Annotated in this window: 17 protein-coding genes; 6 read left to right on the top strand and 11 right to left on the bottom strand. The window is 73.3% G+C overall.

What is annotated here, in order from left to right; genetic code table 11:
- Positions 1–74: 74 nt before the first annotated feature.
- The 8 genes from O2V61_RS15400 to O2V61_RS15365 all read right to left on the bottom strand — a co-directional run bounded on the left by O2V61_RS15400 (position 75) and on the right by O2V61_RS15365 (position 8358).
- Positions 75–1124, bottom strand: coding sequence for a methionine synthase (locus O2V61_RS15400; protein WP_269184142.1), 1050 nt, complete (start codon positions 1122–1124; stop codon positions 75–77).
- A gap of 41 nt (positions 1125–1165) precedes the next feature.
- Complete coding sequence (mnmA, locus tag O2V61_RS15395) at positions 1166–2263, bottom strand: tRNA 2-thiouridine(34) synthase MnmA (protein ID WP_269184141.1); 1098 nt, start codon at positions 2261–2263, stop codon at positions 1166–1168.
- A 1-nt stretch (position 2264) separates the two neighbouring features.
- On the bottom strand, positions 2265–3455 hold the full coding sequence (locus O2V61_RS15390; RefSeq protein ID WP_269184140.1) for a cysteine desulfurase family protein: 1191 nt from the start codon (positions 3453–3455) through the stop codon (positions 2265–2267).
- 214 nt (positions 3456–3669) lie between these two features.
- The gene (locus O2V61_RS15385; protein WP_269184139.1) at positions 3670–4632 is read right to left on the bottom strand and encodes an electron transfer flavoprotein subunit alpha/FixB family protein; all 963 of its coding nucleotides are present in this window, start codon (positions 4630–4632) and stop codon (positions 3670–3672) included.
- A gap of 35 nt (positions 4633–4667) precedes the next feature.
- Positions 4668–5447 (bottom strand): electron transfer flavoprotein subunit beta/FixA family protein, encoded by a 780-nt coding sequence (locus O2V61_RS15380; RefSeq protein ID WP_269184138.1) that lies wholly within the window; start codon positions 5445–5447, stop codon positions 4668–4670.
- Positions 5448–5564: 117 nt separating this feature from the next.
- Positions 5565–6674 (bottom strand): PLP-dependent cysteine synthase family protein, encoded by a 1110-nt coding sequence (locus O2V61_RS15375; protein ID WP_269184137.1) that lies wholly within the window; start codon positions 6672–6674, stop codon positions 5565–5567.
- A 43-nt stretch (positions 6675–6717) separates the two neighbouring features.
- On the bottom strand, positions 6718–7503 hold the full coding sequence (locus O2V61_RS15370) for an enoyl-CoA hydratase/isomerase family protein (protein WP_269184136.1): 786 nt from the start codon (positions 7501–7503) through the stop codon (positions 6718–6720).
- Between the two features lie 54 nt (positions 7504–7557).
- Positions 7558–8358 carry an ABC transporter ATP-binding protein gene (locus O2V61_RS15365; protein ID WP_269184135.1) on the bottom strand — a complete coding sequence of 267 codons (801 nt, stop codon included), beginning with the start codon at positions 8356–8358 and terminating at the stop codon, positions 7558–7560.
- A gap of 64 nt (positions 8359–8422) precedes the next feature.
- Here O2V61_RS15365 and glgX point away from each other — a divergent pair, with 64 nt between their 5' ends.
- Positions 8423–10567, top strand: coding sequence for a glycogen debranching protein GlgX (gene glgX, locus O2V61_RS15360; RefSeq protein WP_269184134.1), 2145 nt, complete (start codon positions 8423–8425; stop codon positions 10565–10567).
- Between the two features lie 168 nt (positions 10568–10735).
- On the opposite strand, the gene O2V61_RS15355 is transcribed toward glgX, so the two are convergent.
- Positions 10736–11704 carry an FHA domain-containing protein gene (locus O2V61_RS15355; RefSeq protein WP_269184133.1) on the bottom strand — a complete coding sequence of 323 codons (969 nt, stop codon included), beginning with the start codon at positions 11702–11704 and terminating at the stop codon, positions 10736–10738.
- A 153-nt stretch (positions 11705–11857) separates the two neighbouring features.
- Entirely contained in the window at positions 11858–14407 is a 2550-nt protein-coding gene (gene glgP, locus O2V61_RS15350) for an alpha-glucan family phosphorylase (protein ID WP_269184132.1), read from the bottom strand.
- A gap of 160 nt (positions 14408–14567) precedes the next feature.
- On the opposite strand from glgP, the gene O2V61_RS15345 reads away from it, so the two are divergent.
- From O2V61_RS15345 to O2V61_RS15325, 5 genes are all read left to right on the top strand, one after another.
- On the top strand, positions 14568–16574 hold the full coding sequence (locus O2V61_RS15345; protein ID WP_269184131.1) for an alpha-1,4-glucan--maltose-1-phosphate maltosyltransferase: 2007 nt from the start codon (positions 14568–14570) through the stop codon (positions 16572–16574).
- 100 nt (positions 16575–16674) lie between these two features.
- On the top strand, positions 16675–18552 hold the full coding sequence (treS, locus tag O2V61_RS15340; RefSeq protein ID WP_269184130.1) for a maltose alpha-D-glucosyltransferase: 1878 nt from the start codon (positions 16675–16677) through the stop codon (positions 18550–18552).
- Complete coding sequence (locus O2V61_RS15335) at positions 18552–19919, top strand: maltokinase N-terminal cap-like domain-containing protein (protein WP_269184129.1); 1368 nt, start codon at positions 18552–18554, stop codon at positions 19917–19919. The genes treS and O2V61_RS15335 overlap by 1 nt, the downstream gene beginning before the upstream one ends.
- Positions 19920–19974: 55 nt before the next feature.
- The gene (gene glgB / locus O2V61_RS15330) at positions 19975–23037 is read left to right on the top strand and encodes a 1,4-alpha-glucan branching protein GlgB (protein ID WP_269184128.1); all 3063 of its coding nucleotides are present in this window, start codon (positions 19975–19977) and stop codon (positions 23035–23037) included.
- A 184-nt stretch (positions 23038–23221) separates the two neighbouring features.
- Positions 23222–24658, top strand: a complete 1437-nt coding sequence (locus tag O2V61_RS15325) for a hypothetical protein (RefSeq protein ID WP_269184127.1) — start codon at positions 23222–23224, stop codon at positions 24656–24658.
- Between the two features lie 47 nt (positions 24659–24705).
- Here O2V61_RS15325 and O2V61_RS15320 read toward each other — a convergent pair whose 3' ends face one another.
- Positions 24706–25698, bottom strand: a complete 993-nt coding sequence (locus O2V61_RS15320; protein ID WP_269184126.1) for a tetratricopeptide repeat protein — start codon at positions 25696–25698, stop codon at positions 24706–24708.
- Positions 25699–25734 lie beyond the last annotated feature (36 nt).

Raw genomic sequence — 25734 nt, 5'->3', positions numbered from 1 at the left:
AACGGCGCCCGGACCGTCCAGCCCGTGACGACGTCCCGGTCAGCGAGGTCGGGAGCCTCCGCTGAGCCGGGCCGTCACTCCGGCAGCAGGTACTTCGCGGCCTCGCGGACGTGCGCCATCGCCGTCCGGGCGTAGGCCTCGCTCGCCCCGGCCAGGCCGCAGGACGGCGTGAGCGTCACGGCGCCGGCCAGCTCCTCGGCGGGGAAACCGAGCTCGCGCCACCAGGCCTGCACGCGGGTGGCGGTCGCCTTCGGCCGGCCCAGGTCGGTGTCGGTGCCGGGGACGACGCCGACGAACAGGTGGGTGCCTGCCTCGACGGCGGTGCCGACGGCGTCGAGGTCCTGCACCAGCCCCAGGTCGAAGGACAGCCCCTGCGCCCCGGCGGCCCGGAACAGGTCCAGAGGGGCGCGCTGGGCACAGCAGTGCAGGACGACCGGCGCCGGCACCCGCTGCACGAGCCCGGTCAGCTGCTCCTCCACGACGTGGGACTCCACCGCCGACAGCTTCCCGAAGCCGCTGACGGTGGGCAGGCCGCCCTGCAGCACGGCGGGCACCGACGGCTCGTCGAACTGGAGGAGGACCGAGGCCCCCGGCACCCGTGCGGAGACGGCGGCGACGTGGGCAGCGATCCCCTCGGCGAGGGACTGCGCGAGGTCGCGGCGCGCCCCCGGGTCCACCACGGCGCGGTCGCCGCGGGTGCGCTCCAGTCCGGCGGCCAGGGTCCACGGCCCGGCCACCTGCACCTTGAACGGCCCCACGTACCGCTCGGCCACCTCGTAGAGGGCGTCCAGGTCCCGGGCCATCGCCTCCTGGGCCCGGCGCAGGTCGACACCCGGTCGGGGGACCAACCGCCAGCCCGCCGGGGTGAGGTCGACGTAGAGGTCGACCAGGAGCGCAGCAGCGCGCCCGATCAGGTCCGAGCCCGGGCCGCGGCCGGGCAGCTCGGGAAGGTGTGGGAGGTCTGGCAGCTCGCCGACGGTCAGCCGCATCGCCTCGACCGGGTCGCTGCCGGGCAGGGACCCGACACCGGTGGCCGGCCCCCACACGGGGAGTTCCGGTCGCACGTCGTCGCCGGCGCCGCCCGGCCCACTGCTGTCGTCCGGGAGGTCCGTCGCCGAGGTCACGTGCCGACCGTAGCCCGCCGTCCCGCCGGCATCGGGGACGGTCAGCTCAGCACGGGCTCCGGTCGTTCCCGGGCGCCCAGCACCGTGCTCTGACCCAGCACCAGGTCACCCCGCTCGGCATCGGGGGCGTAGAGCACCGCCGACTGTCCGGGGGCGATCCCACGCTGCCGTTCGCCGAGCACGAGACACAACCCGCCGTCCTCGGCGAGGGAGACCTCGCAGGCGACCGGCACGGCGTGGGCGCGCAGCTGGACCTGCGCCCGGAACGGCAGGTCGGGCACCGGCCCGGTCCACGTGGGGGCGCCGGTGTGCACCTCGTCGACCTCCGCCTGGTCCGCGGTGCCGATGGTCACGGTGCGACTGACCGGCTCGATCCCCAGCACGTACCGGGGGCGCTGGTCACCGGCGGTCACCCCCAGCCCGCGACGCTGGCCGATGGTGAAGCCGTGCGCGCCGGCGTGCGTCCCGACGGTCTGACCGGTGGCGGCGTCGACGACCGGACCGGGCTGCTCGCCCAGGCGGCGGGCGAGGAACCCGCGGGTGTCGCCGTCGGAGATGAAGCAGATGTCGTGCGAGTCCGGCTTGGTGGCCACCGCGTAGCCGCGCTCGGCGGCCAGCTCCCGCACCCGGTCCTTGGTCATCGAGCCGAGCGGGAAGACCGCGCCGGCCAGCTGCTCGGCGGTGAGCACACCGAGCACGTAGGACTGGTCCTTCGCCGGGTCGACCGAGCGGCGCAGCTCGCCGTCGGCCAGCCGCGCGTGGTGACCGGTGACGACGGCGTCGAAGCCCAGCGCCCGGGCCCGGTCGAGGACCGCGGAGAACTTGATCTTCTCGTTGCAGCGCAGGCAGGGGTTCGGTGTCCGGCCGGCGGCGTACTCGGCCACGAAGTCGTCGATGACGTCCTCACGGAACCGGTCGGCCAGGTCCCAGACGTAGAAGGGGATGTCGAGGGAGTCGGCGACCCGCCGGGCGTCGTGGGAGTCCTCGACGCTGCAGCAGCCCCGGGCACCGCTGCGCAGCGTCTGCCGGTCCGGGGAGAGCGCCAGGTGCACCCCGGTGACGTCGTGCCCCGCCTCGACGGCCAGCGCAGCGGCGACCGCGGAGTCCACTCCCCCGCTCATGGCGGCGATCAGTCGCATCTCAGTGCCGCCCGGTCCCGGCCCGCCGGGCCCGCTCCACGACCGGGCCGATCACCTCGAGCAACGCGTCGACGTCGGCGTCGGTCGAGGTGTGGCCCAGGCTGAAGCGCAACGAGCTGCGGGCCCGGGCGGGGTCGGCGCCGGCGGCCAGCAGCACGTGGCTGGGCCGGGCGACGCCCGCACTGCACGCCGACCCGGTGGAGCACTCGATCCCCCGCGCGTCCAGCAGCATGAGCAGCGCGTCGCCCTCCGCGCCGGGGAACGACAGGTGGGCGTTCCCCGGGAGCCGCCCCGGGCCACCGGCGACCACGTCGCCCAGCGGCGGGCCGTTGAGCTGGGCGTCGGGCACCTCGGCGACCACGCCGGCGACCAACCGGTCACGCAGGGCGGCCACCCGGGCGGTGCGCTCGGCCCGGTCGGCGACGGTGGCCTGCGTGGCCGCGGCCAGCCCGACGATCGCGGCGACGTCCAGGGTGCCGGACCGGACGTCGCGCTCCTGCCCGCCACCGTGCAGCAGCGGGGTGCACTCTGCGTCCCGGCGCAGCAGCAGCGCGCCGGCGCCCATCGGACCGCCCACCTTGTGCCCGGTCATGGTCAGCGCGTCGAGGCCGCTGGCGGCGAAGTCCAGGGGCAGCTGCCCGATCGCCTGCACCGCGTCGGTGTGCAGCGGCACCCCGACCTCGTGGGCCAGCGCGGCGAGCGCGGTCAGGTCGCTGACGGCGCCGATCTCGTTGTTGGCCCACATGACCGTGGCCAGGGCGACGTCCCGCCCGTCGCCGAGGGCCTCGGCCAGCGCGTCGGCGGTGACCCGGCCGGTCGGCTCGACGCGCAGCCAGGTGACCTCGGCGCCCTCGTGCTTCTCCAGCCACTCGACACTGTCCAGGACGGCGTGGTGCTCCGCGGGGCTGGCCACGATCCGCCGGCGTCCCTGGTCGGCCGTGCGGCGGGCCCAGTACAGCCCCTTGACGGCGAGGTTGTCGCCCTCCGTGCCACCGCCGGTGAACAGCACCTCCGACGGCCGCGCCCCCAGGGCTGCGGCCAGTCGCTCCCGCGACTCCTCGGCGACCCGCCGGGCCTCCCGGCCACTGGCGTGCAGGGACGAGGCGTTGCCCACCCGGGCCAGCTGCTCGGTCATGGCCGCGAGCGCAACCGGCAGCATCGGGGTCGTCGCCGCGTGGTCGAGGTAGGTCATGGCAGAGCCAGCGTATGCCTCGCCCGCCGAGGGCAACCCGATCGTGTCCGACAGGTGGAAGTCCACACGACCTCCCCGCCTCCTCGTCCCTGTGGCCGCGACGTGCGTCGAGCGCCGACCCGGAGGCCGGCGCCCGACGCGACGCGCTGGGACGGCCCTCCTGCAGGGGCCCACCACGAGTCTGCGAGTGGTGGGGGGCAGGAGGGCCGTTCGACTACTTGCGGGCGCTGATCTGCTCGGTGGCCGCCGGGACGACGGTGAACAGGTCGCCCACGACACCGAAGTCGGCCAGCTCGAAGATCGGTGCCTCGGGGTCCTTGTTGACCGCGACGATCGTCTTCGACGTCTGCATCCCGGCCCGGTGCTGGATCGCCCCGGAGATGCCCACCGCGATGTACAGCTGCGGCGAGACGGTCTTCCCGGTCTGCCCGACCTGGAAGGAGTGCGGGTAGAAGCCGGAGTCGACGGCGGCCCGGGAGGCACCGACGGCACCGCCGAGGGAGTCGGCGAGCCCCTCGATCACCGAGAAGTTCTCGGCGCTGGCCACCCCGCGACCGCCGGATACGACGATCGCGGCCTCGGTGAGCTCCGGCCGGTTGGACTTCTGCTCCACGACCCGGTCGAGCACCCGGGTCTGCTTGGCGGCCTCGGAGACGGCGACCTGCACCGCCTCCTCGGTACCGGCGGCGGGGGCCGGCTCGGGGGTGACCGAGTTGCCGCGCAAGGTGTAGATCGGCGTGCCGACGGTGACCTGCGAGTGCACGATCGTCGCCCCGGCGAACGCCACCTGGGTGGCGGTGCCGTCGGCGGCGATCTCGGTGACGTCGGTCAGGAAGCCGCTGCCGGTCTTGATGGCCAGCCGGCCAGCGATCTCCTTGCCCTCCGGGGAGGACGGGATGACGACTGCAGCCGGGGACCTCTCGGCGACCAGCTGGGCCAGCACCTCGGCCTTGGGGGCCACCAGGTAGGCGTCGACGTCGTCGGACTCGGCCACGTAGACCTTCACCGCGCCGTACTCGGCCAGCACGTCCTTGATGCCCGCAGCGGTGCCGGGGGCACCGAGGACGACCGCGGAGGGCTCACCGAGCACCCGGGCGGCGGTCAGCGCCTCCAGCGTCGTCTTGCGGGGCCCACCGTCGGCGGGGTTCAGCTCGGCAAGGACCAGGACCTCTGCCATGTCTGTTCTCTCCTCAGCTCTGAGTCGCGCGCCGGTCAGACGATCTTCTGGGCGGCCAGGTAGCCGACCAGCTTCTCGGCGCCGTCGCCCTCGTCGGCGACCTTCACGCCCTCGCCCTTGGGCGGGCGCCCCGCGGAGTCGACGACCCTGCTGGTGGCGGTGGCCAGGCCCACGGTCGACGGGTCGATGCCGAGGTCGGCCAGCGTCTTGGTCTCCACCGGCTTCTTCTTGGCGGCCATGATCCCCTTGAAGGAGGGGTAGCGCGGCTCGTTGATCGTGTCCCAGGTGGAGACGATCGCCGGCAGCGGCGCCTCCACCTCCCAGTACCCGCCGTCGGTCTGGCGCTCGATCTTGGCCATCGAGCCCTCGATCGTGAGCTTGCGGGCGCCGGACAGCTGCGGGATGCCCAGTCGCTCCGAGATCAGCGCCGGCATCACCGACACCTGCCCGTCGGTGGACTCGGCGCCGCACAGCACCAGGTCGTACTCCAGCTGCGACAGCGCGGCGGCGATGATCGCGCTGGTCTGCGGGGCGCAGGAGCCGTGGATCGCCGGGTCGCTGACGTGCACGGCCTTGTCCGCGCCCATCGACAGGGCCTTGCGGATGGCGTCGGTGGCGGTGTCGGGGCCGACGGTCAGCACCGTGACCTCGCCGCCGTGCGCCTCCTTGACGGTGAGCGCCTCCTCGATGGCGTACTCGTCCATCTCGTTGATCACGTTGTCGGCGGTGGCCCGCGCGACGGTGTTGTCCGACGGGTCCAGCTTCCGCTCGCTGCCGGAGTCGGGGACCTGCTTGACCAGAACGACGATGTTCATCGTCAGACCAACCTCCGCGGTGGTTCGGGTGGGCGCGGGCGAAGCCCGCCTCGTGCCGATCATCGAGGCTACTTGCGGGTAACACCCAGCGCGCAGGGAGGGGCCGGGTGACCTGGCTCACCCGGCGGGGACCCACTCCCCCGTGCGGGCGAAGTGCTCGAGGACGGCGGTGTGCGGGGCCAGGTCCAGCCCCTGCGCCGCCACCCAGGCGTCGTCGTAGTAGGTGCAGGCGTAGCGCTCCCCGCCGTCGCACAGCAGCGTGACGACGCTGCCGGTGCGGCCGGCGGCGAGCATCTCGGCGATGAGCCCGAACGCCCCCCACAGGTTGGTGCCGGTGGATGCCCCGGCCCGGCGCCCGGTCACCTGCCTCAGGTGGCGCATGGCGGCCAACGAGGCCGCGTCGGGGACGCAGACCATCCGGTCGACGATGGTCGGGACGAAGGAGGGCTCCACCCGGGGGCGGCCGATGCCCTCGATCCGCGAACCACGCCCGACCGTGGCCGGGTCGGCGTCCCGCCAGCCGGGGAAGAACGCCGAGCCCTCCGGGTCGACGACGGCCAGCCGGGTGGGCAGCCGGCGGTACCGGACGTACCGGCCGATCGTGGCGCTGGTGCCGCCCGTGCCGGCGCCGACGACGACCCACTCCGGCACCGGGTGCCGTTCCCGGCTCAGCTGGTCGAAGACCGACTCGGCGATGTTGTTGTTCCCGCGCCAGTCGGTGGCCCGCTCGGCGTTGGTGAACTGGTCGAGGTAGTGCCCGCCCGTCTCGGCGGCGATCCGGCGCGCCTCGTCGTAGACGGTCCCCGCATCGGCGACCAGGTGGCAGCGGCCGCCGTGGAACTCGATCAGGGCGATCTTCTCCGCGCTCGTCGTCGCCGGCATCACCGCGACGAAGGGCAGCCCCAGCATCCGGGCGAAGTAGGCCTCGCTGACCGCCGTCGACCCGCTGGATGCCTCCACCACGGTGCTGCCCTCGTGCAGCTGCCCCGAGCACAGCGCGTAGAGGAACAGCGAGCGCGCCAGCCGGTGCTTGAGGCTGCCGGTGGGATGGGTCGACTCGTCCTTCAGGTACAGGTCGACGCCCCACTCGGGCGGCAGCGGGTAGGCCAGCAGGTGGGTGTCGGCGGACCGGTGCGCGTCGGCATCGACCAGCGCGACGGCGCGATCGACCCAGGCCCGCCCGCCGGGGTCGGAGCGGTCGAGGTCGGTGGGGTGCACGGCGGTCACCGGGGCATGCTCCCGCACCGACGACGCCGGCACCGCGGGGTGGTCAGCGACCGGTGAAGGTGGCCTTGCCGGGGCCGTGCTCCAGGAACGAGCGCATCCCGGCCGCCTGGTCCTCGGTGTCGAACAGCTCGGCGAACAGCCGGCTCTCCAGCTCCAGCCCGGCGGCCAGGGTCCCGTCCAGCCCCTCGTCGATGGCCCGCTTCGCCGCGGCGAGCGCCAGCGGCGGGCCCTCGGCGAACTTGCGGGCCATCGCCAGGGCGGTGGCGTGGACCTCCTCGTCGGGCACGACGGCGTCGGCCAGCCCCATCTCCAGGGCCTCCTCGGCGCCCACGTGCCGGCCGGTGAACACCAGGTCCTTGGCCTTGGCCGGGCCGACCAGCCGGGCCAGCCGCTGGGTGCCACCGGCACCCGGGATGACGCCCAGCTGGATCTCCGGCTGCCCCACCTTCGCGCCGCGGCCCATGATCCGGAAGTCCGCGCACAGCGCCAGCTCGTAACCACCACCGAGGGCGTAGCCGGTGATCGCGGCGATCACCGGCTTCGGGATGCGGGCGACCGTGCTGAACGACGACGTCAGCTCCCGGCCCCAGGCGACCATGCTCGCGCCGGTCAGCTGCGACATGGCCTTGATGTCGGCCCCGGCGGCGAACACCCGCTCGCCGCCGTAGAGGACGACGGCCCGCACGTCCGGGTCCTGCCCGGCCTCCAGCGCGGCGGCCCGCACCTCCCAGTGCAGCTGCTCGTCGATCGCGTTCATCTTCGGCCGGTCCAGCCGGATCGTGCCGACGCCGTCCTCGACCTGGAGGGTGACGAACTCGGGCGCTGCCATGCGGGCCTCCGTGTGCTGCGGGACGTCGGTGTCCGGGATCCGTGCGCCCCGACCCTAGGTCGTCCGGCGGGCGCTGAACCGCCCGTTGTCGCGCTGCACGTCCAGCGGCAGGCCGAACGCCTCCGACAGCAGCGGCCCGGTCAGCACGTCGTCCACCGGGCCGGAGCCGACCACCTCACCGCCGCGCAGCAGCAGCGCGTGGGTGTAGCCCGGCGGGATCTCCTCGACGTGGTGGGTCACCAGCACCTGCGCCGGCGCGTTCTCGTCGCGGGCCAGGTCCGACAGCCGGGTGACCAGGTCCTCCCGGCCGCCCAGGTCCAGCCCGGCGCCGGGCTCGTCGAGCAGCAGCAGCTCCGGGTCGGTCATCAGCGCGCGGGCGATCTGGGTGCGCTTGCGCTCGCCCTCCGACAGGGTGCCGAAGGGCCGGTGCGCCATCCGGGCCACGCCCCACTGCTGCATGAGCAGCGCCGCCCGGGTCAGGTCGTGCACGCCGTAGCGCTCCCGCCACCGGCCGACGACGGCGTACCCGGCGCTGACCACCACGTCACCGACCCGCTCGCCCGGGTCGATCCGCTGCGCCAGCGCCGCGCTGGTCAGCCCGATCCGGGTGCGCAGCTCGAAGACGTCGACCGCGCCGAGGGTCTCCCCGAGGATCTCCACCTCCCCGCGGGTGGGGTGCAGCTGCGCGCCGGCCAGCTGCAGCAGCGTCGTCTTCCCCGCCCCGTTGGGGCCCAGGAGCACCCATCGCTCGTCGGGTCGGACCGTCCAGTCGACCGCGCGCAGCAGGTGCGCCTGGCCCCGGACGACGTCGGCTCCGCGGATCTCGACGACCGGCTCAGTCCACACGCCTGCCATCCAACCAACCCGCCGAGCGCCGTGGTCACCCGGTTCGGCCCCGCCGGTGGGGCACGATGCCCGGGTGACCGCGTGGACGAGTGACCGACCGGTGGAGGTGTGGCCCGGCTCGCCGGCGCCGCTGGGCGCCCACTGGGACGGCACGGGCACCAACTTCGCCCTGTGGTCGGCCGGCGCGTCGGCGGTCGACCTGTGCCTCTTCGACCCCGACGGCACCGAGCACCGGCAGCGGCTGCGGGAGACCACCCACCAGGTGTGGCACGGCCGGCTGCCGGGCGTGGGCCCCGGGCAGCGCTACGGGTACCGGGTGCACGGCCCGCACGACCCCGCCTCCGGAGCCCGGTACAACCCGGCGAAGCTGCTGCTGGACCCCTACGCCCGCGCCGTGGACGGCGAGCTCGTGCTCGACGACGCGCTCTTCGGCTGGTCCGCGCACGACCCGTCCGCCGCCGACCCCACCGACTCGGCGCCGTTCGTGCCCCGCGGGGTGGTCATCCACGACTCGTTCCCGTGGAACGGCGACCGGGTGCTGCGCACCCCGTGGACCGACACGGTCATCTACGAGGTGCACGTCAAGAGCGCCACGATGACCCACCCCGACGTCCCCCCGGCGCTGCGCGGCACCTACGCGGGCCTGGCCCACCCGGCGTTCGTCGAGCACCTGGTCTCCCTGGGCGTGACCGCGGTCGAGCTGCTGCCGGTGCACCACTTCGTCAGCGAGCCGCACCTGCTCCGCCGCGGGCTGACCAACCACTGGGGCTACAACACGCTGGGCTACTTCGCCCCGCACGCGGCGTACAGCTCGGCCGGCACGGGCGGTGAGCAGGTCACCGAGTTCAAGGCGATGGTCAAGGCGATGCACGCCGCGGGCATCGAGGTGGTCCTCGACGTCGTCTACAACCACACCGCCGAGGGCGACCACGTCGGCCCGACGCTGTCCCTCAAGGGCATCGACAACGCCGGGTACTACCGGCTCGACGGGGAGGACCGCTCCCGCTACACCGACTACACCGGCTGCGGGAACACCCTGGACGTCCGCCGGCCGGCCGTGCTCGGCCTGCTGATGGACTCGCTGCGCTACTGGGTCACCGAGATGCACGTCGACGGCTTCCGCTTCGACCTGGCCTCCGCCCTGGCCCGCTCCATGCACGACGTCGACCGGCTGTCGGCGTTCTTCGACGTGGTCCACCAGGACCCGGTGGTGAGCACCGTGAAGCTGATCGCCGAGCCGTGGGACGTCGGCGAGGGCGGCTACCAGGTGGGCAACTTCCCGCCGCCCTGGACGGAGTGGAACGGCAAGTACCGGGACACCGTGCGCGACGTCTGGTCCGGCGCGCGAGTGGGCGTGCGCGACCTGGCGTACCGGCTCACCGGCTCCTCCGACCTCTACCGCTCCGACGGCCGCCGTCCGTTCGCCTCGGTCAACTTCGTCACCGCGCACGACGGCTTCACCCTGGCCGACCTGGTGACCTACGAGCAGAAGCGGAACGAGGCCAACGGCGAGGAGAACCGGGACGGCGAGAGCCACAACCGGAACTGGAACTGCGGCGTGGAGGGCCCCACCGACGACCCGGCGGTGCGCGAGCTGCGGGCCCGGCAGGTGCGCAACCACCTGGCCACCCTGCTGCTGTCGACCGGGGTGCCGATGCTGACCGCCGGCGACGAGCTGGGCCGCACCCAGGGCGGCAACAACAACGCCTACTGCCAGGACGACGAGGTCTCCTGGCTCGACTGGGGGGCGATCGACCCGGACCTGTGGAGCTTCGTGGCCACCCTGGCCGGGGTGCGCCGCCAGTCCCCGGTGCTCCGGCAGGAGGCGTTCTTCGAGGGCACCGAGATCCCCGGGACCGGCGGCACCCGGGACCTGGCCTGGTTCGCCCCCGGCGGGCACCAGCTCACCAGCAGCGACTGGTTCGACACCGGCCTGCAGACGCTCGGGATGTACCTGGACGGCCGGGGCCTGCGGCACCGCGACGAACGGGGACGGCCGGTCATCGACGACTCGTGGCTGATCTGGTTCCACGCCGGCGCCGACCCGGTCGACGTCGTCCTCCCCGGATCCCCTTGGGGGGACGGCTACGAGCTGGTGCTGGCCACCGAGTACCCGACCGGCACTCCCCCGCGGCCGACCGCACTGCCCCCGGGCCCGGCCCAGCTGCCCGGCCACTCCGTCTGGGCGATGCGGGTGGTCCGCACGCCGCGCCCCTGACGGGGCCGCACCGGGATCGCATTGCACGGGTTCCCTCCGCACTGCTCGTGCTGCAGCACGAGCAGTGCGGAGGGACGGCGTGCAATGCCGAGGCCCTCGTCGCCGAGACGACGCAGCCCGCCGCCGGAAGACCGGGGCGGGCTGCGTCGTCGGGACGTCGGGCTGCGACTACTCGGCGGCCTGCTCGAAGGTGATGACGGTCCAGCCGAGCAGCAGCCGGTCGCCGTCGGCGAGCGGGTGCGGCACGCCGGGCTCCAGCTGGGTCCACTCGGTGGCCTCCGGGCCGGCGACGTGGGTGCCGTTGAGCGAGCCGAGGTCGGTCAGGGAGACCTCCCGGCCGGCGCGCTGGATGGCGGCGTGGGCCGAGGAGAGCACGTTCTGGGTGTCGGCGATCGGCACCGGCCGGGCGTTGCCGGTGGTCACCAGGTCGTGGCCGTCGGGACGGCGACCGAGCACCAGGTCCTCGTCGACGGTGACGACCAGACCGTCGTCGAAGCGCAGCACCGGCGCGGCCGGCGGCTCGGGCCGCCAGAAGGCGGTCTGCTCCCCACCCTGGCCGACCGGGGCGTTGGCGATCCGGCCGGAGGCGCCGAAGCCGGCGTCGGAGGCCGCGGTGAAGGACTCGCCGGTGGGCAGCGAGGTGGCCGGCGGGACGGCGACGGACGGCGACGCGGCCGCCGCGAGCTGCAGCAGGGCGCCGGAACCGGGCACGGTGCCCTCGACCAGGTCCAGCGCGACCCCCGGGGGCATCGCCGCGGCGGGCTGGCCGGGGCCGACGTAGAGGGTCTGCCCGAGCGCGAACCCGGAGGCGAGCGTGCAGCCGTCGACCGCGGAACCGGAGACCGGGACGCCGTCCACGGCCGGCTGGCCCTTGCCCGACCAGAGCGCGACGCCGGCACCGGTGCCCCCGGAGGTGTCGGCGAGCACCAGCGCGAAGGACGCCGGCCCGTCGGCGAGCCGGGAGACCTGCGCGGCGACCGCGCCGAGCACGCGTTCGGCCCCGGGGCCGGCGACCCCCAGACAGGCGTGCAGGGCCGCCACCAGCGCCGGCGACCCGGGGGCGTCGACCCACAGCAGGCCACCGCCACGGCGGGCGACGACAGAGTCTCCGGGGAGGACCTCACAGCGGTCGGGCATGACGGCCAGCCTAATGACCGGACCGGCATCCCGTGACCCGCGGGCGCATGGCACGCCGCGACGTCGATCCGTCGTGCACGACCCGCCCCAGTGGCCACGACAGTCCCACCCGGATGGACACCGACCGGGGCCGATGACCAGCGCGCTCCCCGCTCAGGCGTTGACGACGACGCCGAGCTCCGCGGGCACCACCAGGTGCGCCGAGTGCGGGAGCACCCGCACGGTGTACCCGAACGCGCCGGTGCGCTCCAGCGGCACGGTGCCGGTGAACCAGTGCCGCGAGCCGTCCGCGGCCTCGTGCCGCAGCGCCAGCGTGGTGACCTCGTGCAGCCCGTCGGCGTCGTCGACCCGGCCGTAGGCCGCCTCGACCAGGACGTCGGACGGCGCGAGCCCGGGCAGCTCGACCTCGGCCCGCAGGTCGATGCCCCCGCCGATCTCCGGGGTCTCCCCCACGCCGGTGGCCTCCACGTGGGCCACCCGGACACCGGACCAGTGCTCCAGCAGCGTCGCCCGCCAGGCCGCCTGGGCACGGGCCGCCTCGTACCCGCCGGCGGCCATCGAGCGGGCCGAGCCGGCGGCCGGCACGTAGAGCCGCTGCACGTAGTCCCGCACCATCCGGGTGGCCAGCACCTTCGGTCCGGTCTCCCGCAGGGTGTCCCGCACCATCTCCACCCAGCGGGTGGGCAGGCCGTCGGCGTCCACCTCGTAGAAGCGCGGCACCACCTGCCGGTGGAGGAGGTCGTAGATGGCCTGCGCCTCGACGTCGTCCCGCCGCTCCGGGTCCTCGACGCCGTCGGCGGTCGGGATCGCCCAGCCGTTCTGGCCGTCGAACCACTCGTCCCACCACCCGTCGCGGATGGAGAGGTTGAGCCCGCCGTTGAGCGCCGACTTCATCCCCGAGGTGCCACAGGCCTCCAGCGGCCGCAGCGGGTTGTTCAGCCAGACGTCGCACCCCCAGTACAGGTACCGGGCCATGCCGATGTCGTAGTTGGGCAGGAAGGCGATCCGGTGCCGGATCTCCGGGTCGTCGGCGAACTTGACCATCTGCTGGATCAGCTGCTTGCCGCCGTCGTCGGCCGGGTGGCTCTTGCCGGCGATGACCAGCTGGACCGGCCGCTCCTCGTCCAGCAGGAGCGCCTTGAGCCGATCGGGGTCGCGGAGCATCAGCGTCAGCCGCTTGTACGAGGGCACCCGCCGGGCGAAGCCGATGGTCAGCACGTCGGGGTCGAACGCGGTCTCGGTCCAGTCGAGCTCGGCCTCGGCCGCCCCGCGGGACAGCGCCGTGGCCCGCACCCGCCGGCGCACCTCGTCGACCAGCCGGCCCCGCAGCAGCCGGCGGGTGCGCCACAGCTCCGCGGCGGGGATCCGGTCGACGCCGTCGAAGTGCACCTCGCCGTCCACCTCGAGCGGATCGCCCTGGCTGGTGGTCTGGGTGCCCAGCTCCACCAGCTCGCGCGCGGTCCAGGTCGGGGCGTGCACCCCGTTGGTGATGGACCCGATCGGGACGTCGTCGGGGTCGAAGCCCGGCCACAGGGGACCGAACATGTCCCGGCTGACGTGCCCGTGCAGCTGGCTCACCCCGTTGGCCCGCTGGCCCAGCCGCAGCCCCATGTGCGCCATGTTGAACGTGCCGGGGTCCGGTTCCTGACCCAGCGTCAGCAGCTGGTCGACCGGGACGCCGAAGCCGGCGAAGTACCGCTCGATCAGCGACTTGGGGAAGCGGTCGATGCCCGCGGGGACCGGCGTGTGGGTGGTGAAGACCGTGCCACCGCGCACGGCCTGCAGCGCCTCGGCGAAGGACAGGCCGTGGGACTCGGTGAGCTCCCGGATCCGCTCGATGCCCTGGAAGCCGGCGTGGCCCTCGTTGGCGTGGAAGACCTCCGGCGGCGGGGTGCCGGTCAGCGAGCAGAAGGCCCGCAGGGCACGCACCCCACCAATCCCCAGGAGCATCTCCTGGCGGAGCCGGTGGTCCTCGCCGCCGCCGTAGAGCCGGTCGGTGACCCCGCGCTCGGCCGGGCTGTTCTCCTCGATGTCGCTGTCGAGCAGCAGCAACGACACCCGGCCGACCTGGGCCCGGTAGACGTGGGCGTAGAGCGTGCGGCCCTCGGGGAGCGGCACGGCGATCACCACGGCGTTGCGGTCGGCGTCGCGCACGAGCTTCAGCGGCAGGCCGTGCGGGTCCAGTGCCGGGTAGTGCTCCAGCTGCCAGCCGTCGGCGGACAGGCCCTGGGAGAAGTAGCCCGACCGGTACAGCAGGCCGACGCCGATCAGCGGGACGCCCAGGTCCGACGCGGCCTTGAGGTGGTCCCCGGCCAGGATGCCCAGTCCGCCGGAGTACTGCGGCAGCACCTCGGTGATGCCGAACTCGGCCGAGAAGTAGGCGATGGTGGCCGGCGCGTCGGCGCCCAGGGACTGGTACCAGTGCGGTGCGTCGAGGTACTCGCGGAGGTCGGCGGCGACCGTCGTCAGCTGCTGCAGGAAGGCCGGGTCGTCGGCCAGTGCGGCCAGCCGGTCGGCGCTGACCTCGCCGAGGACCTTGACCGGGTCGCCACCACAGCTGGCCCAGAGCCCGGGGTCCAGCGCCTCGAAGAGGTCGCGGGTCTCCGGGTGCCAGGACCAGCGCAGGTTGGTGACCAGCTGCGACAGCGGCATCAGTGCCTCGGGGAGGGAGGCGCGGACGGTGAGTCTGCGGAGGGCTCGCACCTCCGAGACCCTAGCGTGACGACGCTCACGGACAGTGCGGGACGGCGATCGGTCCGGACCCGCCCGGGACCACTCCGAGCCCACCCGTCACTCCCCCTCCCGGTTGAGCCGGTCCCCCGCCGACGTGTGCGCAGCTGATGATCTGGATAGCGTTGCCCCGATGACTGGCCGCGCTGACCTCCGCCTCGGCATCTCTGATGTCGCCCCCGTCGTGTCCTGCGGGTCGTTCTCGACCCGCGCCGTGGTCGGTGAACACCTGCCGATCACCGCCACCGTCTTCCGCGAGGGCCACGACGCCGTGGCCGCCAACGTCGTCTTCACGCCCCCGGGCGAGGAGCCGTCGGCTGCGCCGCTGCTCCGGATGACGAAGTTCGGGCCCGAACCCGACCGCTGGACCGCGACCGTCGTGCCCGACCGCGAGGGGCTCTGGACGTACCAGGTCGAGGCCTGGGACGACCCGCTGAGCACCTGGCACCACGACGTCGAGGTCAAGGTCGAGGCCGGCCAGGGCCCGGAGGAGCTGGCCAACGACCTGGAGTCCGGCGCCCGACTGCTCGAGGAGGTGTCCGCCGCCGCACCCGAGGAGCACCGTGAGGCGCTCACCGGTGCGGCCGCCGCGCTGCGCGACGAGTCGCTGGAGCTGACCGCCCGGATCGCCCCGGCTCTCTCCCCCGCCCTGCAGCAGGTGCTGCACGACCACCCGGTGCGCCGGCTGGTCACCGGGTCGCAGCGGCACGAGCTGTGGGTCGACCGGTCGCGTGCGCTCTACGGCTCCTGGTACGAGTTCTTCCCGCGTTCGGAGGGCCCGGTCGTCGGTGGCAGCCCGACGCACGGGACCTTCGCCCAGGCCGCCGAGCGGCTGCCGGCGATCGCCGAGATGGGCTTCGACGTGGTGTACCTGCCGCCGATCCACCCGGTCGGCAAGGTCAACCGCAAGGGGAAGAACAACACCCTGGTGGCGCAGGCCGACGACGTCGGCTCACCGTGGGCGATCGGCAGCGACGAGGGCGGCCACGACGCCGTGCACCCGCAGCTCGGCACCCTCGACGACTTCAAGGCCTTCGTCGGCCGCACGCGCGAGCTGGGCATGGAGGTCGCGCTCGACCTCGCCCTGCAGGCGGCGCCGGACCACCCCTGGGTGACCTCGCACCCGGAGTGGTTCACCACCAAGCCCGACGGCACGATCGCCTACGCGGAGAACCCGCCGAAGAAGTACCAGGACATCTACCCGATCAACTTCGACAACGACCCCGAGGGCATCTACGCCGAGGTGCTGCGGGTCGTCCGGCACTGGATGGACGCCGGGGTCCGGGTGTTCCGGGTGGACAACCCGCACACCAAGCCGCTGAACTTCTGGCACTGGCTGATCTGGGAGGTCAAGAAGACCGACCCGGACGTGCTCTTCCTGGCCGAGGCGTTCACCCGGCCGGCGATGATGCACCAGCTGGCGCGGATCGGCTTCACCCAGAGCTACACCTACTTCACCTGGCGCACCGAGCGCTGGGAGCTGGAGGAGTACGGCCGGGAGCTGGCCGAGAACGCGCACTACATGCGGCCGAACTTCTTCGTGAACACCCCGGACATCCTGCACGAGAGCCTGCAGGTGGGCGGCCCGCCGATGTTCAAGATCCGCGCGGTGCTGGCCTCCATGATGAGCCCGACGTGGGGCGTCTACTCCGGGTACGAGCTGTTCGAGCACGTCGGCCTGCGGCCGGGCAGCGAGGAGTACCTGGACACCGAGAAGTTCCAGCTGCGACCGCGCGACTGGGCCGCCGCGGACTCCTCCGGACGGTCCCTGGCGCCCTACCTGCGCCGGCTCAACGAGATCCGGCGCGCACACCCGGCCCTCCAGCAGCTGCGCACCCTGCGGTTCCACGCGATCGACAACCCGAACGTGCTCTGCTTCTCCAAGACCGACCCCGGGTCCGACGACTGCGTGCTCGTGGTGGTGTCGCTCAACAGCACCTACACCCAGATCGGCACCACGGCGCTGGACATGCCGGCGCTGGGGCTGGACTGGTCGGACCGCTTCTCGGTCACCGACGACATCACCGGGGCCCACTACGACTGGGGCCAGGCCAACTACGTCGAGCTGGACCCCTACCGGGAGCCCGCGCACGTCTTCACCGTCCACCGCAGCCTGTCCACCGCACCGTCGCCGCAGTGAAGAAGGGCCTGCCTGCTCCCCACCGCTCGCCGACTCCCGGCGGGCGCGTGCAGGCAGGCCGCACCCCGCCAGCCCAGCTCAACCTCTAGGACTCCCCCTCATGACCCTCCCCGTCCCCGCACAGTCGACCCCCGGCACGGGCGAGCAGTCGGCCAACCAGTCAGCGCTGCCGCCCCCGGGGAGCGACCCCGAGTGGTTCAAGCGCGCCGTGTTCTACGAGGTCCTCGTCCGCGGCTTCGCCGACAGCAACGCCGACGGCATCGGCGACCTGCGCGGCATGCTGGGCAAGCTCGACTACCTGCAGTGGCTCGGCGTCGACTGCCTCTGGCTGCCCCCGTTCTTCGCCTCACCGCTGCGCGACGGCGGTTACGACGTCAGCGACTACACCGCGGTGCTCCCCGAGTTCGGGGACATCGAGGACTTCAAGGAGCTGATCGGGGCCTCCCACTCGCGTGGGATGCGGATGATCATCGACTTCGTCATGAACCACACCTCGGACCAGCACCCCTGGTTCCAGGCCAGCCGCAGCGACCCCGAGGGGCCCTACGGCGACTTCTACGTCTGGGCCGACGACGACACCGGCTACGCCGACGCCCGGATCATCTTCGTGGACACCGAGAGCTCGAACTGGACGTTCGACCCGGTCCGCAAGCAGTACTTCTGGCACCGGTTCTTCAGCCACCAGCCCGACCTGAACTTCGAGAACCCGAAGGTGCAGGAGGCGATCATCGACGCCCTGCGCTTCTGGCTGGACCTGGGCATCGACGGCTTCCGGCTCGACGCCGTCCCCTACCTCTTCGAGGAGGAGGGGACCAACTGCGAGAACCTCCCCCGCACCCACGAGTTCCTCAAGAAGGTGCGGAAGATCGTCGACGCCGAGTACCCCGACCGGGTGCTGCTGTGCGAGGCGAACCAGTGGCCGGCCGACGTCGTCGAGTACTTCGGCGAGAACGGCGACGAGTGCCAGATGGCCTTCCACTTCCCGGTCATGCCGCGCCTGTTCATGGCCGTCCGCCGGGAGCAGCGCTTCCCGATCTCGGAGATCATGGCGCAGACGCCGGACATCCCGGACAACTGCCAGTGGGGCGTCTTCCTACGCAACCACGACGAGCTGACCCTGGAGATGGTCACCGACGAGGAGCGCGACTACATGTGGGGGGAGTACGCCAAGGACCCCCGGATGAAGGCCAACATCGGCATCCGCCGGCGGCTGGCGCCCCTGCTCGACAACGACATCGACACCCTCGAGCTCTTCACCGCCCTGCTGCTGTCCCTGCCGGGCTCGCCGGTCATGTACTACGGCGACGAGATCGGCATGGGCGACAACATCTGGCTCGGTGACCGGGACGGCGTCCGCACCCCGATGCAGTGGACCCCGGACCGCAACGGCGGGTTCTCCACCGCCGACCCGCAGCGGATGCACCTGCCGCTGGTGGCCGACCCGGAGTACGGCTTCCAGGTCACCAACGTCGAGGCCCAGCTGCGGAACTCGAACTCGATGCTGAACTGGATCCGCACGATGATCGCGGTGCGCAAGCAGCACCCGACCTTCGGTGTCGGCGGCTACACCGAGATCGGCTCGCGGAACCCGACGGTCCTGTCCTTCGTGCGCGAGTTCGGGGACGACGTGGTGCTCTGCGTCAACAACCTGTCCCGGTTCCCGCAGCCGGTGGAGCTCGACCTCCGCCGCTTCGAGGGCTACACCCCGGTCGAGCTGACCGGGCGGGTGCAGTTCCCGCAGATCGGCGTCCTGCCCTACATGCTCACGCTCGGCGGGCACGGCTTCTACTGGTTCGAGCTCTCCAAGCCCGCCGCCCCGGCGGTCGAGGAGGAGGAAGAGGACTGGGAGACCACCGCCAGCAGCAGCGTGGCGCAGTCGCTGCTCGAGGCCGGGGTGGTCGGCCCCGCCGACACCTCCTCCGGCACCGGCGGCCTCGGCGCCGAGGCCCCCACGAACCCGACCCACGGAGAGTCCTGATGAGTGCTCTGACCGACATGCTGGCCGACTGGATGCCTCATCAGCGCTGGTTCGGCGGCAAGGGCCGCGAGTGGGCGGGGGTGACCGAGGAGGGCTTCTTCCTGGACCAGTCCGACCCGGCGCTCTCGGTGCACCGCGTCCGAGTCGAGTACACCGACGGGGCCAGTGACACGTACCTGGTGCCGCTGTCCTGGCGCAGCGCGCCGGCCGAGGAGCTCGCCGGCGCCTTCGTCGGTGCGGTCTCCGGGTCCCAGGGCGAGAACTACGCCTACGACGCCATGCGGGACCGGGACGCGACCGTCCCGTGGCTGACCCACCTGGTCGCGGCCTCCACCGTCGGGCCCATGCGCTTCCACCCGGCCGGTGTCGCCTACATCCCCGAGGGCCTGCCCGGGGACGTCATCTCCACCGAGCAGAGCAACACCTCGCTGGTCTACGGCGAGACCGCGATCCTCAAGCTGTTCCGCCGGCTCGAGCCGGGGCTCAACCCCGACGTGGAGATCCACGACGCGCTGCGGCAGGCGGAGAACCAGCACATCGCCGGGCTGCTCGGGTACATCGAGATCGACGACCCGAACGGCCTGGAGCCGGCCACGGTGGCGATGCTGCAGACCTTCCTGCCCAACGCCAGCGACGGGTGGCGGCTGGCCACCTCCAGCGTCCGCGACCTGTACGCCGAGGCCGACCTGCACGCCGACGAGGTCGGCGGCGACTTCGCCGGGGAGAGCGAGCGGCTGGGTGAGGCGACCGCCTCGGTGCACGCCGACCTGGCCAGGGTGCTCCCCACCGAGCCGGCCGACCGCGACTGGTACGCCGCCGTCGCCGGGCAGATGACCGCCCGGCTGGAGGCGGCCCTGGCCGTCGTCCCCGACCTCGCCGAGCACGCCGACGCGCTGCGCAGCCTGTACGCCGCGGTCGCCGACACGACCGAGCCGGTGGTGCGCCAGCGGGTGCACGGTGACCTCCACCTGGGCCAGGTGCTGCGCACCACCACGGGCTGGATCGTGCTGGACTTCGAGGGTGAGCCGGCCCGCCCGCTCGCCGAACGGCGCGAGCTGGACACCCCGCTGCGCGACGTCGCGGGGATGCTGCGCTCCTTCGACTACGCCGCCCGGCACATGCTGGTCGAGCAGCCCGACGACCCGCAGCGGGTCTACCGGGCGCACGAGTGGGCCGAGCGCAACCGGCACGCCTTCTGCGAGGGCTACTCCGCCGCCGGCGGACTCACCCTGTCCAGCGACTCCGCCCTGCTGCGGGCCTTCGAGGCCGACAAGGCGGTGTACGAGTGTGTGTACGAGGCGCGCAACCGACCGCACTGGCTGATGATCCCGCTCAGTTCGCTGTCCCGGCTGACGGCCGGCCGATGACGACCCCCGGCCGGACGACCAGCACGACACCGATTCGGACCTGGAAGGACAACCGATGAGCACCGACGACGGCAGCACCCCCCCGGGCACGGACACCAGCAGCGAGCCCGCCGACAAGGCGGAGCTCATGCGCCGGGTCGAGGAGAAGACCGAGGAGGTCCGCGAGTCGAGCGCGACCGACGACGCGCCGGCGCCCGCGAAGAAGGCCACCCGCAAGGCCGCTGCGAAGAAGGCGCCGGCGAAGAAGGCCGCCGCCGACGCACCGGCGAAGAAGACGACGGCCCGCAAGGCCCCGGCGAAGACCGCCGTCGCCGCCGAGTCGCCCGCCGGTGAGCAGACGAGCATCGCCGACGACGCGGCGCAGACCGCTCCCGCGGCTCGCACGACCGCCAAGCGGGCGGCGAAGAAGGCCACGCCGGCCGAGGCCGGGGACGCACCGGCCAAGCGGGCACCGCGGAAGGCGGCCAAGAAGGTCACCGCGGCGCCGGTGATCGCACCGGCGCCGATCGCGCAGCCGGGCGACCCGTCGGCTCCCTCCGCTCCCCAGCCGGAGCCGCCGAGCCCCGACCCCGCTGAGCCGAGCACCCCGCAGGCCCCCGAGGGTGGCGAGCAGGGGGGCACCGGGGGCAGCTCCCCGGCGCAGACCGCCTCCGAGCCCGGCGCGGCGGCCACGACCACCGCCGACCTGGCCACCGGTGAGGTCGCCGACCTGCCCCCGGCGCCGGACGAGGCGCCCGAGCCGGCGGCCGCCGGCCTCGTGGAGGCACTCCCGGAGGGCGAGGTGCCGGTCAGCACCTCGGTGCCCGCCGAGGCCACCCCGTCCGCTCGAGAGGTGAGCCAGGAGGAGATGGCCGCGGTCGTCGACGGCTGGTCCTTCGACCCGCACGGCGTGCTCGGCGCGCACCGCCTGCCCGAGGGCTGGGCCGTGCGCACGCTGCGCCCGGACGCCGAGGCCGTCGCGGTCATCGACCAGGACGGCACCCGCTACGAGGCCCGCCAGGTCTTCCGCGGTGGCGTCTACGAGGCTCGGCTCCCCCAGCAGCCCGGCGACTACCGGATCGAGGTCGTCTACCCCGACGGGCAGGGCGGCACCGACACCTTCACCGTCGACGACCCGTACCGCTGGCTGCCCACGCTGGGCCAGCTCGACCAGCACCTCATCCGCGAGGGCCGGCACGAGAAGCTGTGGACCGTCCTCGGTGCGCACGTGATCGGCTACGACACCCCCGGCGGCCGGGTGGACGGCGTCTCCTTCGCCGTCTGGGCGCCCAACGCCCGGGGCGTGAAGGTGACCGGCGACTTCGACTACTGGCAGGCCCGCGCCTACCCGATGCGGTCGCTCGGCTCCTCCGGTGTCTGGGAGATCTTCGTGCCCGGTGCCCAGGTCGGCACCCGGTACCGGTTCCACGTCCTCGGTGCCGACGGGCAGTGGCAGGTCAAGAGCGACCCGATGGCCTTCGCCACCGAGGTGCCGCCGGCCAACGCCTCGGTGGTGACGGCCTCCAGCCACGAGTGGAACGACGCCGAGTGGCTGGCCCGGCGGGCCGAGGCCAAGTGGCACGAGCAGCCGATGAGCGTCTACGAGGTGCACGCGGCCTCCTGGCGGCAGGGGCTCTCCTACCGCGAGATGGCCGACGATCTGGTCACCTACGTGAAGGACGCCGGGTTCACCCACCTGGAGTTCATGCCGCTGGCCGAGCACCCCTTCGGCGGCTCGTGGGGCTACCAGGTGACCTCCTACTACGCCCCCACGTCGCGGTTCGGCTCCCCCGACGACCTGCGGTACCTCATCGACGCCGCCCACCAGGCCGGCATCGGCGTCATCGTCGACTGGGTGCCCGCGCACTTCCCGAAGGACGACTGGGCGCTGGCCCGATTCGACGGCACGCCGCTGTACGAGCACGCGGACCCCAAGCGCGGTGAGCAGCCGGACTGGGGCACCTACGTCTTCGACTTCGGCCGGCCCGAGGTGCGCAACTTCCTGGTCGCCAACGCGCTGTTCTGGGCGCAGGAGTTCCACATCGACGGCATCCGGGTCGACGCGGTCGCCTCGATGCTCTACCTGGACTACTCCCGCAACGACGGCGAGTGGACGCCGAACCAGTACGGCGGCCGGGAGAACCTGGACGCCGTGGCCTTCCTGCAGGAGATGAACGCCACCCTCTACCGCGAGGTGCCCGGCGTCATCTCGATCGCCGAGGAGTCGACCGCGTGGCCGGGCGTCACCCGGCCCACGTACCTCGGCGGGCTGGGCTTCGGCTTCAAGTGGAACATGGGCTGGATGCACGACTCGCTGGGCTACATGGCCACCGAGCCGGTGTACCGCAGCTACCACCACGGCCAGCTGACGTTCTCCATGGTCTACGCGTACTCGGAGAACTACGTGCTGCCGATCAGCCACGACGAGGTCGTGTACGGCAAGGGCTCCATGCTCGGGAAGATGCCCGGCGACCGCTGGCAGCAGCTGGCCAGCCTGCGCGCCTACCTGGGCTACATGTGGGCCCACCCCGGCAAGCAGCTGCTGTTCATGGGCTCGGAGTTCGGGCAGCTGTCGGAGTGGGCCGAGAGCCGGTCGCTGGACTGGTGGCACCTCGACGACCCGGCGCACCGGGGCGTGCTGGAGCTGGTGACCGACCTCAACACGGTCTACCGGGACAGCGAGGCGCTCTGGAGCCAGGACGTCGACCCGGCCGGGTTCCAGTGGATCGACGCCAACGACGCCGGTGGCAACACCCTCACCTTCCTGCGCGTGGGCAAGGGCGGGCAGCTGCTGGCCTGCGTGGCGAACTTCTCCGGTCAGCCGCACGAGCAGTACCGGATCGGGCTGCCCCGCGGCGGGCGCTGGCGCGAGGTGATCAACACGGACTTCGAGGGCTACGGCGGCTCCGGGGTGGGCAACCTCGGCGGGATCGACGCGGTCGCGCAGTCCTGGCACGGGCAGCCGTGGTCGGCGACGCTGACCGCGCCGCCGCTGGGCACCGTGTGGTTCGTGCACGAGGGGCCGGAGCCGGAGCGCCCGGACGAGGGCACACCGGCCGACCAGGCGGAGATCGCCGCGGCCGAGGCCTCCGGCGCGGCCGAGGGTCCGGGCAGCGGGCTGGAGCCGACCGAGCGCTGACCTGATCGGCCGACGCTGATCGGCTGGGGCTGATCGGGAACGGGGCGGGGACCTCCCAGGGTCCCCGCCCCGTTCCTGTCCCGACGGGCGCTCGTCACCGGGCTGCCCTGCCTGCCGGACCCGGCACGGTCCGGCAGGATGGAGGGGTGCTGCCGCCGCGGGCGGCCTGAACGGATCGGAACACATGTCCTCCTCGCCCCGCCGGCTCCTCGCCGGTGCCGTCGCGAGCGTGCTCCTCGGATCGGCCCTGCTCTCCGGCTGCGCGGTGACCGTGATCGAGGGGCGGGCCAGCCCTGAAGCCGGCCCGCTGGGCGACGTCCTGCCCGAGGAGTTCCCGGTCATCGGCGCGACCGACGACGAGGTCGACCGCCTCGCCCGCAACGCGCTCGCCGACCTGGAGACCTACTGGGCCGCGCAGTTCACCCCGACCTTCGGCCAGGCCTTCACCCCGCTGGCCGGCGGCTACTACTCCGTCGACCCGGGCGACCTGGACCCCGCGCAGTACCCCAACGGGCAGGTGGGCTGCGGGGAGACGCCGGACTCCGTCCTCGACAACGCCTTCTACTGCCCGCCGGGCGGCGAGTACCCCAACGGTGACGCGATCCAGTACGACCGCGCGTTCCTGGGCGCCCTGGCCTTCGGCACCGTCGGCAGCGAGGGGTACGGCCGGTTCATCCCTGCCCTGGTGATGGCCCACGAGTTCGGGCACGCCGTCCAGGGCCGGGTGGGCTACCCGCTGCCGGCGTCCATCGCGATCGAGACCCAGGCCGACTGCTTCGCCGGCGCCTGGACGGCCTGGGTCGCCGCGGGCAACGCCGCGCACAACTCCATCCGCCCGGCGGAGCTGGACGACGTGCTGCGCGGCTACCTGCTGCTGCGTGACCCGGTGGGCACCGGCCTCGACGAGGGCGAGGCGCACGGTTCCTACTTCGACCGGGTGTCGGCGTTCCAGCAGGGGTTCGACGACGGACCGGAGGCCTGCCGCGACTCCTTCGGCGCCGACCGGCCCTACACCCAGGGCGCCTTCCAGAGTGACCTGGACTTCGCCAGCGGCGGGGACGCCCCCTACGACCAGACGGTCGACGCCTTCCTCCCCGAGGGGCTCGGTGAGTTCTGGCAGCTGGCGTTCGACGAGCTGGGCGAGGAGTTCACGCCCCCCGAGCTCGAGCCGTTCGCCAGGACGGCCCCCGACTGCGCGGGCGAGGACGCCGAGGTCGACCTGCTCTACTGCCCCGCCGACGCGACCGTGCGCTACGACGAGGTCGACCTGACCCTGCCGCTGTACGCCGCCGAGGAGGGCGGGGACTACGCCGTGCTGACCGCGGTGGCGATCCCCTACGCCCTCGCCGCCCGCGACCAGCTGGGCCTGTCCGTGGACGGCGAGGACGCGCTGCGGTCTGCCGTCTGCCTGTCCGGCGCCTTCACCGCGGCGGTCCTCGACGGCGAGAGCACGGTGCTGAGCATCTCCCCCGGCGACGCCGACGAGAGCGTCTCGTTCCTGCTCGAGTTCGCCACCGACCCGGCGGTGCTGCCCGGCGTCGAGCTGACCGGCTTCCAGCTGGTCGACGTCTTCCGCAGCGGGGTCGTCGAGGGCCTGGCCGCCTGCGACATCGGCGCCTGACGCGCTCCGGCCGGGCCCCTCGACGAGGAGCCCGGCCGGAGGAGGGATCAGAACAGGGCGGTCATGAGGGCGCGGCGGGCCGGGCCCACGCGCGGGTCCTCGTCGCCCACGATCCCGAACAGCTCCACCAGGTGCTGCCGGGCTGCGTCGCGCTCCTCGCCCGCCGTCCGCCGGACGACGTCGAGCAGCCAGGCGAAGGCGGCGTCCACGTCACCGGTGCCCAGCAGGAAGTCCGCGGCCCGGGTCTGCGCGGCGATGTCGTCGGGCGCGGCCTCGGCGGCGGCCAGTGCGTTCGGCCCGGCCTCCTCGGCCCGCCGGAACAGCTGGACCTGACGCAGCGCCAGCCCGGCCACCTCGTGCTCGGGCTCGGTCTCCAGAATCGACTGGTAGGCCGCCTCGGCGGCGGCCAGGTCACCCCGGTCCAGGGCGGCCTCGGCCGCGTCCAGCCGCGGGTCCTCCGGCTCCTGCACCTCGCCGTCCCCCTCGTCCTCGGCGGCGCCGGGCACCGCACCGCCGCTGGTGGCGGCCACCAGCTCGGTCAGGAACTGCCGGGCCTCCTGCTCGGGGATGGCGCCGGTGAACTCGGCGACCAGCTGGCCCTGCCAGACGGCCTTGACCGCCGGGATGCCCTGCACCCGCAGGCCCTGGGCGAGCGCCGGGTTGGCGTCGACGTCGACCTTGGCCAGCACCCAGGAACCGGCGCCCTCGGCGGCCAGCCGCTCGAGCACCGGGGACAGCTGCTTGCACGGCCCGCACCACTCGGCCCACAGGTCGAGGACGACGGGGACCTGGAAGGAGCGGTCGAGGACCTCGCTCTGGAAGGTCGCCTCGGTGACGTCGACGACGGCGCTGCCGGGCGCACCGGCGGGCGCGGTGGCGCTCGGCGGTGGGGCGGCCTGGGCGCGGGCGGCGGCCTCGTTGCGGGCCTGGATCGCGCCGAGGTCGACCGCGCCGGCCAGCGAGGCCGCCATCTGGGCCTGCTGGGCAGCGGCTCGCGGGTCGACGCGCGGATCGGGTCGAGCGGGACGGTTCGGCTGCATGACCTCATTGTCGCCCCCGCGGGCCGGGCTCCGGGC

Origin of the sequence: Modestobacter sp. VKM Ac-2985, assembly GCF_026967925.1 — a bacterium.
Classification (GTDB): Bacteria; Actinomycetota; Actinomycetes; order Mycobacteriales; family Geodermatophilaceae; genus Modestobacter.
This window is presented reverse-complemented; position numbering and strand designations above follow the sequence as displayed.

Bases quoted from the DNA above. Each gene is read 5' to 3' on its own strand.
- mnmA (WP_269184141.1), bottom strand. From the start codon at position 2,263: ATGCGACTGATCGCCGCCATGAGCGGGGGAGTGGACTCCGCGGTCGCC.
- O2V61_RS15335 (WP_269184129.1), top strand. From the start codon at position 18,552: ATGAGTGCTCTGACCGACATGCTGGCCGACTGGATGCCTCATCAGCGC.
- O2V61_RS15320 (WP_269184126.1), bottom strand. From the start codon at position 25,698: ATGCAGCCGAACCGTCCCGCTCGACCCGATCCGCGCGTCGACCCGCGA.
- treS (WP_269184130.1), top strand. From the start codon at position 16,675: ATGACCCTCCCCGTCCCCGCACAGTCGACCCCCGGCACGGGCGAGCAG.
- O2V61_RS15380 (WP_269184138.1), bottom strand. From the start codon at position 5,447: ATGAACATCGTCGTTCTGGTCAAGCAGGTCCCCGACTCCGGCAGCGAG.
- O2V61_RS15385 (WP_269184139.1), bottom strand. From the start codon at position 4,632: ATGGCAGAGGTCCTGGTCCTTGCCGAGCTGAACCCCGCCGACGGTGGG.
- O2V61_RS15390 (WP_269184140.1), bottom strand. From the start codon at position 3,455: ATGACCTACCTCGACCACGCGGCGACGACCCCGATGCTGCCGGTTGCG.
- O2V61_RS15370 (WP_269184136.1), bottom strand. From the start codon at position 7,503: ATGGCAGCGCCCGAGTTCGTCACCCTCCAGGTCGAGGACGGCGTCGGC.
- O2V61_RS15345 (WP_269184131.1), top strand. From the start codon at position 14,568: ATGACTGGCCGCGCTGACCTCCGCCTCGGCATCTCTGATGTCGCCCCC.
- glgB (WP_269184128.1), top strand. From the start codon at position 19,975: ATGAGCACCGACGACGGCAGCACCCCCCCGGGCACGGACACCAGCAGC.
- O2V61_RS15365 (WP_269184135.1), bottom strand. From the start codon at position 8,358: ATGGCAGGCGTGTGGACTGAGCCGGTCGTCGAGATCCGCGGAGCCGAC.
- O2V61_RS15325 (WP_269184127.1), top strand. From the start codon at position 23,222: ATGTCCTCCTCGCCCCGCCGGCTCCTCGCCGGTGCCGTCGCGAGCGTG.
- O2V61_RS15355 (WP_269184133.1), bottom strand. From the start codon at position 11,704: ATGCCCGACCGCTGTGAGGTCCTCCCCGGAGACTCTGTCGTCGCCCGC.